This is a genomic window from Actinophytocola sediminis, assembly GCF_054779715.1.
Genome location: NZ_BAAGXS010000011.1, coordinates 53,918 through 66,927 on the forward strand (window position 1 = coordinate 53,918; position 13,010 = coordinate 66,927).

Genomic DNA, 13,010 nt, shown 5'->3' on the forward strand with positions numbered 1-13,010 from the left:
GGCCATAGCGCGTGGCACCGAGCCTGCGAGGGGGCGTCGTGGGCGTGTACGTAGCCGAGGTTCGGCCGCGGTGGTCGGACATGGACGTGTACGGGCACGTGAACCATGCCAACACCGTGACGCTGATCGAGGAGGCGCGGGTCGCGCTGCTGTTCGGCGAGGCGGCCGGCTACGCCGGGGCGGAGGAGCTCGCGAAGGGCGTGGTGGTGGCGCGGATCGTGGTCGACTACCACGCGCCGCTGGTGGCCAACGGAAAGCCGATCCGGGTGGCGCTGTCCGTGCGGGAGATGCGCAACGCGATGTTCACCATGGACTATGAGGTCCACAGTGGACCGTCGGAGTCCGATCCGGTCGCGGTCACCGCGGAGACCCTGCTCGTGCCCTATGACCTGGCGAGCGGTCGACCGCGTCGGATGTCGGAGGCGGAGAAGGATTTCCTCGCCGCCTGGCGCAGTGGGAGCAATGGTGCCTGAGCTGGAGTTCATCGAGCAGTCCGAGCGTGACGACCTCGGCGCGTTCGTCGCCCGCGCGGTCCGCCTGGACGGCCAGACCGTGGTGCGGCTGCGCAACCGGGACGACGACCGGATCGACTCGTGGGTCGCGACGCCCTTCGACGTGCTGGCCACCCGGACCGTGCGCGGCCGGGTCAGGCCGGCGGACGTGACGGTGTCGGGCAACGAGCTGCTCGCGGCGCTGGCGGTCTCGCGCGGTGACCGGATCGACCCCGGGCCGGTGCTGGACATCCAGTGGCGCTCGGCGTTGCCGCCCCAGGCGCACTGGCAGGTGGTGGAGTCGCTGCCGGCGAAGGTGGTCACCGAGCTGGCCGACCGCGGCCTGGAGCTGGCGCGGGAGAACGCCGGCCCGCACGGCACGCCGCCGGCGTCGCTGCTGGACCAGACGGTGCTCACGGTCAGCGGGGACGGCCTGGAGGTCAAGATCCCGCTGCGGTGCCTGTTCGCCATGTCCGGCATGGGATTCCTGGGCACCGGGACCGCCGACGAGCACGTCCGGGTGACCGCCACGGACGCCTGGCTGCGGATCGACGCGCGCTACGGCGCGGTCGTCCGGCGACGGCACGCGTTGTTGCCCCTGCTGGTGTAGCCCGTTCGCGTGGCACCATGTGGGTGAACCGGTTGCCGAATCCTTACGGATCGGCGACCGGGGTGACCCTGGTGGCGGTTCGAGGAGTCCAATGCCCATGAGCGACGACGACGACCCGGCCCGCGGTTTCCTGGACCAGACCGTCCCGAAGGACGACGTGTGGGCGGGGCGGGAGCCCGAGGACGGCCCGGCGCGGCCCCGGCACGTGGCGTATCCGAGCGAGCCGGACAGCATGCGCACGGCCAAGGAACGGCGCAAGGACACGATCAGGAACGCGGCGTGGACCTTCGGCCCGAGCGTGGCCTACCTGGCCGGATCGGCCGCCTTCGCCGGCTCGGCGAGCGCCGCCGAGCCCGAACCCGAGCCGGACATCGACCTGGACATGGGCGGCGTCGGCGAGATCGGCAGCGGTTTCTGACCTTCACATCCGCCCCTGCCCGATGCGAACGCAAATCCCCCCGCGCACACTCACCCGCACTCGCCCTGGGGGACCCCTTGTCTTAAGGCTAGCGGCTTGCACCGACAGTTCTGGCCGGGTCGCGCCGCCGCCGAGCTGCCCGCCGGCGGCGCGGGCCGCTCAGACCAGCCAGGCGGCGGTGTCCGGCGGCAGGGAACCGTCCGCCAGCGGCCCGCTCGACAACAGCACCTCACCCGGCGGCAACGGCACCACGGCCGCCGACGTGTTCAGCGCGCAGATCAACCCGCCACCCTTACGCCGGTACGCGAAACACCCCTCGGGCGCCCCGTACCACTCCAACGTCTCCCCGGCGAACCCCGCGTGCGTGTTCCGCAACTCCAACGCCTGCCGGTACAACGACAACGTCGAGTCCGCGTCCTCCAACTGCCGCTCAACGGTCAGCGACGCCCACTCCGCCGGCATCGGCAGCCAGGTCTGCGCCTCGGTCGAGAAGCCGAACGGCGCGGTGTCGCCCTCCCATGGCAGCGGCACCCGGCACAGATCCCGGCCGCGATCGGTATGCCCGGAACGCACCCACTTCGGATCCTGTAGCGCCCAGTCCGGCAGGTCCACGTTCGGCAACCCGAGCTCCGCGCCGTTGTACACGTACACCACGCCCGGCAGTGCCAGCTCGACCAACGCCATCGCCCGCGCCCGCGCGGTCCCCACCTCGCCGCCGCCGTAGCGGCTCACCTCGCGCCACACGTCGTGGTTGGACAACGTCCACGTCGGCGGCGCGCCCGCGGTCGCCGCCGCGCTCAGGGACTCCTCGATCGTCGTGCGCACCTGGGCGGCGTCGAACTCGGTCAGCACCAGGCGGAAGTTGAAGCCGAGGTGTAACTCGTCGGGGCGCAGGTACCTGGCGAGCCGCTCGTTGTCGGTCACCCAGACCTCGCCGACGGCCATCGCGTTCGGGTAGCCGTCGAGCACCTTGCGAATCATCCGATGAATGTCGTGCACGCCGTCGTCGTCGAAGCGGGGGTCGAAGTACGGCGACGGGCCGAGCACGCCGGCCGCGCGCAGGTCCATGTCCGGCAGCCCGGCCGGCTTGGCCATGCCGTGGGCCACGTCGATGCGGAACCCGTCCACCCCACGGTCCAGCCAGAACCGCAGCGTGTGCTCCAGGTCCTCGCGCACCTCGCCGTTGTCCCAGTTCAGGTCCGGCTGCGCGGGATCGAACAGGTGCAGGTACCACTGACCGTCGGTCACCCTGGTCCACGCCGGCCCGCCGAACACGCTCAGCCAGTTGTTCGGCGGCTGGTCACCGGCCCCGTCGCGGAAGATGTACCGGTCGCGCTCCGGCCCGTACGGCGCGCCCCGCAGCGCCTCGCCGAACCAGGGGTGCTGGTCGCTGGTGTGGTTGGGGACCAGGTCGACGGTGACCCGGATGCCGTGCTGGTGGGCGTCGGCGATCAGCCGGTCGAACGCGTCCAGGTCACCGAACAGCGGGTCGACGTCGCGCGGGTCGGCCACGTCGTAGCCGTGGTCGGCCATGGGCGAGCGGAAGAACGGGGTGAGCCACAACGCGTCGACGCCGAGCAGCTCAAGGTAGCCGAGCCGGGCGCGGATCCCCTCCAGGTCGCCGACGCCGTCGCCGTCCGAGTCCGCGAACGAGCGCACGTACACCTGGTAGAAGACCGCTCCACGCCACCAGTCGGACTCCTGGCCGGCCTCACCTGTTCTACGCACGATGGGTCATCCTGCCATCTGTCGACCGCCGGGTAGCGCGATTACGCTCACGTCCAGCTGTTCATCAGGCTGTTGGCGGCCATCTCCAGGTAGGACCACAGCTGTTCGCGGTGCTCAGCCGACAGCCCGGCCTCGTCCACCGCGATCCGCATGCACCGCAGCCACGCGTCCCGCTCGATGGGACCGACGGTGAACGGCTGGTGCCGCATCCGCAGCCGGGGGTGTCCGCGTCGCTCGGAGTAGGTGTGCGGGCCGCCCCAGTACTGCATCAGGAACAGCCGCAGCCGCTCCTCGGCCGGACCGAGGTCCTGCTCGGGATACAGCGGCCGGAGCACCTCGTCGTCGGCGACCTCCTGGTAGAACCGGCCGACGATGCGGGAGAAGACCTCTTCGCCGCCGACGGCCTGGTAGAAGTTCACTGTCTCGGGTGTCGCCACGTCTCCATCCTCGCATTTCCGCTCATACTTCCGACGCGGGGAAGCCCCGCGCGCCCGGACCACGGATGCCGGCGTCCTCGAACGCCTCCATCACCTTCGCCCGCAGTGCCCGCTGCACGGCCCACTGCCGGCCGGGCCGGGTCTTGACGGTCAGGCGCATCGTGATGCCCTCCGCCGCGCTGACCCGCTCCACCCCGAGCACCTCCGGCGGCTCGAGCATGTCCTCGGAGATCTCGCTCTCGATCGCCTGGGCGACCCGGCCGAGGATCTCGGTGGCCTGCCCGACGTCGGCGCCGTAGCCGATCGGCACGTCCACCACGGCCACCGCGAAGCCCTGGCTGGAGTTGCCGACCCGCAGGATCTCCCCGTTGCGGACGTACCAGACCGTGCCGTTGACATCGCGCAGCGTGGTGATCCGCAGGCCGACCGCCTCGACCGTGCCGCTGGCCTCGCCGACGTCGACGACGTCGCCGACGCCGTACTGGTCCTCGAGCATCATGAACACGCCCGACAGGAAGTCCCGGACCAGGTTCTGCGCGCCGAACCCGATCGCCACTCCGAAGATACCCGCGGAGGCGAGCACCGGAGCCAGGTCAACACCCAGCTCGCCGAGGACCATCATGAAGGCGAGCCCGAACACGATCACCGAGACGATCGACTTGAACACCGAGCCGATCGTCTTCGCCCGCTGCGCCCGCCGCTCCGAGAGCAGTTGGCCGAGCGCCTGGGGCGCGCGCTCGCGCAGCGGCCGCAGCAGGGCCGGGATCTTGCCGCCGTCGTTGTCCCTGGTGAGCCTGTTGATCAACCGGTGGATCAGCGTCCGGATGACGAACGCGACCACCAGGATCAGCAGGATGGTCAGTGGAGTGGCGAGCAACCAGTGTGCCGAGGAGGCCAGCCACTGGTTGTCGGTGACATTGAGGACTGCTCTGCACCAGCTGTCGCCTTCCGCGCATTCCCCTGGCTGCAGGGAGAGCGGCTCGCCGTCAATCACGGGGACGACGATAGTGCTGTTGTGAGGGAGGATGTTCATCAGATCTTTGTGAGGTGAAGCCGGACACGTTATGCAACACACGTGCGTTACAGGGGTGATCTGTGGTCTGCTAAGACCGCCGAACTGGTGGAGGTGGTCGCGTGCCAGGCCGACATCCGACCCCGATCGGCGCAGCCAGAGGGCTGACGCCGCGGACCCAGGCGCGTCCGAATTCGTCCGCGTCAGCGTCGGATATCGGTGCCCACGAGCAGTCCCACGGCCCGCCGGCCTGGGGACGTCGCCGGGTGCTCCTGCTCAACGCCACCTTCGAGCCGCTCACCGCGCTCCCGTTGAGACGCGCGGTCGTGCTGGTCGTCTGCGGCAAGGCCGAGGTCGTCCACGGCGATCCGAGCGGGTTGGTGCTGCACTCGGCCGCCGACGCCGTGCTGGTGCCGTCAGTGATCCGGTTGAGCACCTTCGTCCGGGTGCCCTACCGCGCGCGCGTCCCGCTCACCAGAGCCGGCCTCATGCATCGTGACCGGTACCGGTGTGCCTACTGCGGTGCGCGGGCGGAGACGATCGACCATGTCATCCCGCGCAGCCGGGGTGGCGAGCACACCTGGCAGAACTGCGTCGCGTGCTGCGTGAAGTGCAACCACCACAAGGCGGACAAGTTGCTGGCCGAACTCGGCTGGCGGCTGCGGATGGTGCCAAGAGCCCCGCGCGGGGTGCACTGGCGCCTGTTGGCCGGCGTCGTCGACGCCGACCCGCAGTGGTTGCCCTACCTCGGCGAGCCAGCGGCCTGAAGGCTACTCAGACGGTGACGCGAGTGCCTCGGGTCACTCGGGTGCCCCTGGTCACCCTGGTTCCGGCGGTGACCCGCGTACCGCGAGTGACGCGAGTGCCCCGCGTGACCCTGGTGCCGAGGGCGTCAACCGACTCGTGCTGGTCCGAAAGGGTGAACGTGGACGCGGAAGCGCTCATGGTGCACGTGGTCATTACGGGTACTCCTCGGCTGGTGGCGCACGGAGCGTGCGGATGAGGGGTGCGCAAGGGCCGGACAGGTGAAAACTAGGAGCTGTCACTGTAACCGACAAGACCGGGACGGTGACGATGCCCGCACAATTCGGCACATAGGCCGTTCGCAACGCGGAGTTGGCCCTTCTGCCAGACGCCGGCGGCCCTCCAGTGGCCCAGACCGGTTGCCGACGCTGTCGTAACGGTCACCGAACGCGCCGGTCATTCCTGGTGAGACCTTGCCCGATGCCGGGCTGTCAGCGGAGATCGGTAGGCTGTCGCGCGTGAACGTCGTGGAGACCCTTCTCGTCTACGCGGTGATCCCGCTCGCCATTTACGGCGTGGTCGCCCTCCTGACGCTGCGCGACAAGCGCGTGCGTAACCCGAGGTACCGGCCTGGGCAGCCATGGGACTACCCACCGGTGTGGTGGACCGCGAACCCGGCAGGGGTCGACGGGCAGTCCGCCGCCGTGCCGTCGGGCGGCGGCAAGGCGAAGCGCACGGCCAAGGGAGGCGCTCGTGGCAGCTGGTGATGTGGTCCTGTCCTCCGGGGCACCCGGCGAGATCCTCGCCGAGGACCCCGAGCACGGCTATGGCGCGGTGGTCACGGCCAGCGGCCGGGTCTCGGTGGCGCGCGAGTTCGCGCCGGTGGCCTCCGAGGTGCCGTTCAACTCCATGCAGCTGGCCCGCCTCGACGAGGCGCTGACGCTCTCGGCGCGCACCACGGGCCTCGGCTTCAGTGTCTACCTCGGCGACCTCGGCGACGACTCCCGCGAGACGGCCGAGGGCCTGCACGCCCAGTCCGGCGAGAACGCCGCGGCCGCGGTGCTGCTGGCGGTGTCCCCGGCCCAGCGCCGGGTCGAGATCGTCACCGGCGCCGACTCCACCCGCAGACTGCCCGACCGCGGCTGCAACCTGGCCGTGATGAGCATGGTCGCCTCCTTCAAGGAGGGCGACCTGGTCGGCGGCCTGGTGTCCGGCCTACGCATGCTGTGCGACCAGGCAGGCCCAGCCCCCAAACGCTGACCCCAAACCGCACTCCCGAAACGCCGCGAGCCCCAGGCCCGCGGCGTTTCGCCGTCCGCGAGCCCAACACTCGAAACACGCGAGTCTGACGCTCCGAACACGCGAGTCCAACGCTCAGGACATGTCGGGAGCGTTGGACTCGCGTGTCGGGAAGGTTGGACTCGCGAGTTCAGGTGCGGTCGGTGGCGCGGGCGGCGAGGGCGCGCAGGATGCCGGCGCGGCCTTCGGAGACCAGGCGGCGTAGCGCAGGCGGGTCGGTGTGCTCGGCCAGCCAGGCGTCGGCCGCGTCGACGGTGTCCTGGGTGATCGCCCAGGACGGGAACAGGCCGGTCGCCACCGGCTGGGCGCGCTCGCTGGACCGGCGCCGCCACACGTCCGCCACGTCGGCGAAATACCTCGGCACGTACGACGTGAGCAGCGCGCGCTGCGCGGGGTGTGCGAAGCCGGCGATGATCGACTCGTTGATCGCGTTCGGCAGCTCGTCGTCGTGTACCGCCCGTCGCCAGGCCTCCGCCTTGGCCTCCTCGGTCGGCCGCAGCGCACGGGCCCGCTCCGCGTGCCGGTTGCCGGTGGCCGTGGAGTCCGCGGTCAGCGCGTCCTCGACCTCCTGCTCGGTCGCCGCGCCGTGGGCCACCAGCGCGTGCAGCAGCCGCCACCGCAGGTCCGTGTCGACGACCAGACCGGCCAGCGGCGCCGACCCGTCCAGCCAGCCGCGCACCACGGCCACCTTGGCGTCGTCGAGCACCGACCCGGCCAGCGCGTTGACCAGCGCCAGCTGGTGGTCGGACCCCGGCGGCACGGACGAGGCCAGCGACAGCAGCCGGTCGGTGAGCAGCTGCCAGCCCTGCGCCGTCCACGACGGGTCGGCGTAGGCGGCGATCGCGGTCTGGGCCTGCAGCAGCAACCGCTGCACCACGCCGACCTCGGTCTCGGCCGGCAGCCCGTGGCACACCAGGCGCACGAAGTCGCGGGCCTTCAGCTCGGCCTCGCGGGTCATCTCCCAGGCCGCCGACCAGCACAGCGTGCGCGGCAGCGGCTCGCTGATGTCGCCGATCCGCTCGACCAGCGTGGCCAGCGAGTCCGGGTCCAGCCGCATCGTGCAGTAGCTCAGGTCGTCGTCGTTGATCAGCAGCAGCTTGCCGCGCTGGACGCCGATCAGGTCGGACACCTCGGTGCGCTCCCCGGCGACGTCGATCTCCGCCCGGTGGGTGCGCACCAGCTTGCCGTCCGCGTCGTCGTACACCCCGACGGCCACCCGGTGGGTACGCAGCTCACCGGCGCCCGGCCGGGCCCCGCTCTGGGTGATCGTGAAGGAGGTGAACGCGCCGCTGTCGTCGACCTCGAACTCCGGTCGCAGCGTGTTCAGACCGGTGGTCTCCAGCCACTGCGCGCTCCACCACGACAGGTCGCGCCCGGAGGCCTCCTCCAGCGCGGCCAGCAGGTCGGCCAGCGTCGCGTTGCCCCAGGCGTGCTTGGCGAAGTACACCCGCAGACCGGACAGGAAGTTGTCCAGACCGACGTAGGCGACCAGCTGCTTGAGCACGCTGGCGCCCTTGGCGTAGGTGATGCCGTCGAAGTTGACCTCGACCGCCTGCAGGTCGGGGATGTCCGCGGCCACCGGGTGGGTCGACGGCAGCTGGTCCTGGCGGTAGGCCCAGGACTTCTCGATGTTGGCGAAGCTGGTCCACGCGTGCACGTACTCGGTGGCCCCGGCCTGGGCCAGCACGCTCGCGAAGGTGGCGAACGACTCGTTCAGCCACAGGTCGTCCCACCAGCGCATGGTCACCAGGTCGCCGAACCACATGTGCGCCATCTCGTGCAGCACGGTCTCGCAGCGCCGCTCGTAGGCGTAGCGGGTGACCCGGCTGCGGAACACGTAGTCCTCGAGGAAGGTCACGCAGCCCGCGTTCTCCATCGCCCCCGCGTTGAACTCCGGCACGAAGCACTGGTCGTACTTGCCGAACGGGTAGGGCACGCCGAAGCTGCGGTGGTAGAAGGCGAAACCCTGCTTGGTCTCGGTGAACAGCCGGTCGGCGTCCATGTGCTCGGCCAGCGAGGCACGGCAGTAGAGGCCGAGCGGGATGGTGGCCAGGTCGTCGCGGTACTCGTCGCGCCACTCCGCGTACGGGCCGGCGACCAGTGCCACCACATAGGTCGACATCCGTTTGGTGGTCTCGAACACGTGCCGCACGGCCCCGGTGGACCCGACCGGCTCGCTGGACTCGACCGGCGCGCAGGAGATCACCTTCCACGACCTGGGCGCGATCACCGTCAGCCGGTAGGTCGCCTTCAGGTCGGGCTGGTCGAAGCAGGTGAACATCCGCTTCGCGTCCGCGGTCTCGAACTGGGTGTAGAGGTACACGCTCTTGTCCACCGGGTCGACGAACCGGTGCAGGCCCTCGCCGGTGTTGGTGTACTCGCAGGTCGCCTGGACGGTCACGGTGTTGGTCTCGGCGAGGCCGGGCAGCGCGATGCCCTCCTCCTCGCGGTAGCCGGACAGGTCCAGCGGGGCGCCGTTGAGCTCGGCGGCGTGCACCGCGCCGGCGACCAGGTCGATCCAGGTGTCCGTGCCGGCCTCTCGGCTGTTGAAGGACACCGTGGTGGTCGAGGAGAAGGTGCCCTCGCCCGGTTGGCCGTGACCGTCGGTGAGGTCCAGCTCGATGTCATAGGTCTGCACATCGAGTAGCGACGCGCGCCGCTGTGCATCGTCACGGGTCAGGTTGGGCGGAGCCACAGGTCACCTCAAAGCCTCTGAATTGGTACTGGTCGGTACTGCAATCGCGTTCGTTCGCATCCAAGCACTCTCGCCAGGTGTGTCGCCCGCCAGACGGGTGAGAACGGGAAGAAAGTTGTCGGGGGCCGTGGTTGACATGGACATGACTTCACCGAGCAAGACATCGGTCGACTTCTACTTCGACCCACTCTGCCCGTTCGCGTGGATCACCTCACGGTGGATTCTGGAAGTGGAACAGCACCGGGACATCGACCTGCGGTTCCGCGTGATGAGTCTCTCAGTGCTCAACGAGGGCCGAGACCTGCCGGAGGACTACCGGCGGATGCTGGACAACGGGTGGGGCCCGGTGCGGGTGGCGATCGCCGCGGCGGCCAAGCACGGCGAGGGTGTGCTGCGCGACCTGTACACCGCGATGGGCACCCGGATCCACAACCGGGGCAACAAGGACTTCGACGTGGTCATCAAGGAGTCGCTCGCCGAGGTCGGCCTGCCCGCTGAGCTGGCGGAAGCGGCGCACTCGACCGAGTGGGACGACGCGTTGCGCACGAGCCACCACGAGGGCATGGACCCGGTCGGGATGGACGTCGGCACGCCGACCATCCACGTCGACGGCGTGGCGTTCTTCGGCCCGGTGCTGAACTCCATCCCCCGTGGACAGGACGCGGTGAAGGTGTTCGACGGGGCGGTCGCCCTGGCGAGCTTCCCGAACTTCTTCGAGATCAAGCGCACCCGGACCGGCGAGCTGTCCTTCGACTGAACCCCGCTGCTGTGACAGGCTTGGGGCCAACAACAGGCCCAAGCGTCACAGCCAGCAGCACAGCCAGCATCACAGTCGATGGAGGATCCATGGCCGCGCCAACCCAGGTCCGAACCGCGCACTACATCGGCGGGACGTTCACGGAGCCGGACGGCGTGGAGCGCATCGACGTGGTGAACCCGGCGACCGAGGAGGTCATCGCGTCGGTGCCGGCAGGCACCCCGGCCGACGCCGACGCGGCGGTGCTGGCCGCGGCCGAGGCGTTCCCGTCGTGGTCGGCGACCCCGCTGGCCGAGCGGGTCGCGGCCGTCGGCCGGATCAACGACGGTCTGCGCGCGCGGGCCGAGGAGCTGGCCGCGACGATCACCGCCGAGGTCGGCACGCCGATCGGCTTCGCCCGCAACGTGCAGGTGACCAACCCGGTCGGCATCACCGCCGGCGTCCTCGACGAGATCGCGAGCGGCGCGCTCGACCCGGTCACGGTCGACAACTCCACGATCGTGCGTGACCCGATCGGTGTGGTCGCGGCGATCACGCCGTGGAACTTCCCACTGCAGCAGATGGTCGCGAAGCTGACTCCGGCGCTGGCGGCCGGCTGCACGGTGGTGCTGAAGCCGAGCGAGGTGGCGCCGCTGACCGCGGGGTTGCTGGCGGCCATCGTCGACGAGGCGGGGTTGCCGGCCGGGGTGTTCAACCTGGTGCACGGCACCGGCCCGGTCGTCGGCGAGGCACTGGCCGCGCACCCGTTGGTGGACATGGTCTCGTTCACCGGGTCCACGCGTGCCGGCAGGCGGGTGGCCGCGGTCGGCGCGGAGACGGTGAAGCGGGTGACCCTGGAGCTGGGCGGGAAGTCGGCCTCGGTGGTGCTCGACGACGCCGACCTGGTGCGCGCGGTGAAGATCACCGTGGGGAACAGCTTCATGAACAACGGGCAGGCCTGCAGTTCGCTGACCAGGCTGCTGGTGCCGGCCGACCGGCACGACGAGGCGGTGGCGGCCGCGGTGGCCGCCGCGTCGAAGTACCAGCCGGGTGACCCGGCGCAGGAGTCCACCCGCATCGGACCGTCGGTGTCGGCGGCCCAACGCGATCGGGTGGTCGACTACATCCGCAAGGGCGTCGCCGAAGGCGCCACGTTGGCCATCGGTGGTCCCGATCCCGTTGACGGGCCGGGGTTCTACGTGCGGCCGACGGTGTTCGGCGGCGTGCGGCCGGACATGACGATCGCCCAGGAGGAGATCTTCGGGCCGGTGCTGTGCGTGCTGCCCTACACCGACGAGGCGGACGCGATCCGGATCGCCAACGACACCCAGTACGGGCTCGCGGCCGCGGTGTTCGGCGGCGACCAGGAGCGGGCGTTCGCGGTGGCCGGCAAGCTGCGGGCCGGTCAGGTGGACGTGAACGGCGGCCGGTTCAACCACAAGGCGCCCTTCGGCGGGTTCAAGCAGTCCGGCAACGGCCGGGAGTTCGGGCGCTACGGCCTGGAGGAGTTCACCGAGGTGAAGTCGATCCAGCGCTGAGGTCAGCGCTGGCAGACCGGGCACCAGTAGAGGTTGCGCCCGGCCAGCTCCCGCGTCGACACCGGCGTGCCGCACACCAGACACGGCTGGTCGGCCCGCCGGTACACGTACACCTCGCCGCCGTGCCGGTCGACCCTGGCCGCCCGGCCCATCGCGCGCGGCATGTGTTCGGGTGCCACGGTGTCGATCCGGCCGGTGCGCACTCCCCTGCGCATCAACGTCACCAGATCGGTCCACAGGTCCGTCCACAGTGCGTGGTCCAGGTCCCGGCCGGGGGTCAGCGGGTTCACCTCATGGCGGAACAGCACCTCCGCCCGGTACACGTTGCCCACACCCGCGAGCACCCGCTGGTCGAGCAGCAGCTGGGCGACCGGCTGCTTCGAGCGCGTCAGCCGGGCCCAGGCCTGCTCCGGATCGGCGTTGCGCCGCAGGGGATCCGGGCCGAGCTCGGCCAGCAGCGCGGTCATCTCCACGGCCGGGATCACCTGGCAGCGGATCGGCCCGGTCAGGTCGGCGACGTGGGTCTGCCCGACCATGCGCATCCGCACCGCGCCGCGCACCGGGGTCTCCGGTAACGGCCGCTCGTGGAAGACCCCGATCAGCCCGAGGTGCACGTGCACCACGGCGTCCCGGTCGTACACGTGGAACAGGTGCTTGCCGTAGGCCTCCGCGCGCCGCAGCACCCGACCGTCCACAAGAGACGCTCCGGCGGTGAACCTGCCCTGCGGGCTGGACACCCGCACCGCCTGCCCGCCGAACAGCTTCTGGTGCCGGCGCGCCAGCCGGTGCAGGGTGTGTCCCTCTGGCATGTCAGCTCGGCAGCGCGGGCGGCTCGCCGGTGCGCTCGTAGTCGGCCACCATGGTGATCCGCCGCGCGTGCCTGGCCTCACCGGAGAACAGCGTGCCGACGAACGTGGACACGATCTCGGCGGCCTCCGCCGGGCTGTGCATGCGCGCGCCGAGCGCGACGACCTGGGCGTCGTTGTGCTGGCGGGCCAGCGACGCGGTCTCGGTGTTGTAGGCGAGCGCGGCGCGGCAGCCGGCGACCTTGTTGGCCGCGATCTGCTCGCCGTTGCCCGAGCCGCCGAGCACCACCCCGAGGCTGCCGGGGTCGGCGACCACCCGGCGCGCGGCCTCGATGCAGAACGGCGGGTAGTCGTCCTCGGCGTCATAGGTGGCGGGGCCGACGTCGACCACCTCGTGGCCCTCGCCGGCGAGGTGCTCGGCCAGCCGGGCCTTCAGCTCGAAGCCCGCGTGGTCAGATCCCAGGTAAACACGCACGGCCTGGCATTCTGCCAGCTC

General features: G+C 70.6%; 14 protein-coding genes. 8 read left to right on the forward strand and 6 right to left on the reverse strand.

The window, feature by feature from the left end; all coding sequences use genetic code 11:
• The first annotated feature begins 38 nt into the window (after positions 1-38).
• From ACYVIP_RS07100 to ACYVIP_RS07110, 3 genes are all read left to right on the forward strand, one after another.
• A complete protein-coding gene (locus ACYVIP_RS07100) occupies positions 39-473 on the forward strand; it encodes an acyl-CoA thioesterase (protein WP_460393310.1) in 435 nt (144 codons plus the stop codon).
• Complete coding sequence (locus ACYVIP_RS07105) at positions 466-1,101, forward strand: hypothetical protein (RefSeq protein ID WP_460393312.1); 636 nt, start codon at positions 466-468, stop codon at positions 1,099-1,101. The genes ACYVIP_RS07100 and ACYVIP_RS07105 overlap by 8 nt, the downstream gene beginning before the upstream one ends.
• A gap of 97 nt (positions 1,102-1,198) precedes the next feature.
• On the forward strand, positions 1,199-1,519 hold the full coding sequence (locus tag ACYVIP_RS07110; protein WP_460393314.1) for a hypothetical protein: 321 nt from the start codon (positions 1,199-1,201) through the stop codon (positions 1,517-1,519).
• Between the two features lie 159 nt (positions 1,520-1,678).
• Here ACYVIP_RS07110 and ACYVIP_RS07115 read toward each other — a convergent pair whose 3' ends face one another.
• From ACYVIP_RS07115 to ACYVIP_RS07125, 3 genes are read right to left on the reverse strand one after another with little or no spacing between them, the layout of a single operon-like run.
• Positions 1,679-3,247, reverse strand: coding sequence for a glycoside hydrolase family 13 protein (locus tag ACYVIP_RS07115; RefSeq protein ID WP_460393316.1), 1,569 nt, complete (start codon positions 3,245-3,247; stop codon positions 1,679-1,681).
• Positions 3,248-3,294: 47 nt separating this feature from the next.
• The gene (locus ACYVIP_RS07120; protein WP_460393318.1) at positions 3,295-3,684 is read right to left on the reverse strand and encodes a globin; all 390 of its coding nucleotides are present in this window, start codon (positions 3,682-3,684) and stop codon (positions 3,295-3,297) included.
• 22 nt (positions 3,685-3,706) lie between these two features.
• A complete protein-coding gene (locus ACYVIP_RS07125) occupies positions 3,707-4,717 on the reverse strand; it encodes a mechanosensitive ion channel family protein (protein WP_460393320.1) in 1,011 nt (336 codons plus the stop codon).
• Positions 4,718-4,911: 194 nt separating this feature from the next.
• Here ACYVIP_RS07125 and ACYVIP_RS07130 point away from each other — a divergent pair, with 194 nt between their 5' ends.
• From ACYVIP_RS07130 to ACYVIP_RS07140, 3 genes are all read left to right on the forward strand, one after another.
• The gene (locus tag ACYVIP_RS07130; RefSeq protein WP_460393576.1) at positions 4,912-5,463 is read left to right on the forward strand and encodes an HNH endonuclease; all 552 of its coding nucleotides are present in this window, start codon (positions 4,912-4,914) and stop codon (positions 5,461-5,463) included.
• A gap of 495 nt (positions 5,464-5,958) precedes the next feature.
• Positions 5,959-6,207, forward strand: a complete 249-nt coding sequence (ctaJ, locus tag ACYVIP_RS07135) for an aa3-type cytochrome oxidase subunit CtaJ (RefSeq protein WP_460393322.1) — start codon at positions 5,959-5,961, stop codon at positions 6,205-6,207.
• Positions 6,194-6,700, forward strand: a complete 507-nt coding sequence (locus ACYVIP_RS07140; protein WP_460393324.1) for a DUF5130 family protein — start codon at positions 6,194-6,196, stop codon at positions 6,698-6,700. Before ctaJ ends, ACYVIP_RS07140 begins: the two co-directional genes overlap by 14 nt.
• A gap of 169 nt (positions 6,701-6,869) precedes the next feature.
• Here the strand turns inward: ACYVIP_RS07140 and pepN are convergent, their stop codons facing one another.
• Positions 6,870-9,434 (reverse strand): aminopeptidase N, encoded by a 2,565-nt coding sequence (gene pepN, locus ACYVIP_RS07145; RefSeq protein WP_460393326.1) that lies wholly within the window; start codon positions 9,432-9,434, stop codon positions 6,870-6,872.
• Between the two features lie 142 nt (positions 9,435-9,576).
• Between pepN and ACYVIP_RS07150 the strand changes: the two genes are divergently transcribed.
• Together ACYVIP_RS07150 and ACYVIP_RS07155 are read left to right on the forward strand one after the other, a co-directional pair.
• A complete protein-coding gene (locus ACYVIP_RS07150) occupies positions 9,577-10,191 on the forward strand; it encodes a mycothiol-dependent nitroreductase Rv2466c family protein (RefSeq protein WP_460393578.1) in 615 nt (204 codons plus the stop codon).
• 89 nt (positions 10,192-10,280) lie between these two features.
• Entirely contained in the window at positions 10,281-11,708 is a 1,428-nt protein-coding gene (locus ACYVIP_RS07155) for an aldehyde dehydrogenase family protein (RefSeq protein WP_460393328.1), read from the forward strand.
• A gap of 2 nt (positions 11,709-11,710) precedes the next feature.
• Here the strand turns inward: ACYVIP_RS07155 and ACYVIP_RS07160 are convergent, their stop codons facing one another.
• Both ACYVIP_RS07160 and ACYVIP_RS07165 read right to left on the reverse strand, forming a co-directional pair.
• On the reverse strand, positions 11,711-12,517 hold the full coding sequence (locus ACYVIP_RS07160) for an Fpg/Nei family DNA glycosylase (protein WP_460393330.1): 807 nt from the start codon (positions 12,515-12,517) through the stop codon (positions 11,711-11,713).
• 1 nt (position 12,518) lies between these two features.
• Positions 12,519-12,989, reverse strand: a complete 471-nt coding sequence (locus ACYVIP_RS07165) for a ribose-5-phosphate isomerase (protein ID WP_460393332.1) — start codon at positions 12,987-12,989, stop codon at positions 12,519-12,521.
• Between the last annotated feature and the right edge of the window lie 21 nt (positions 12,990-13,010).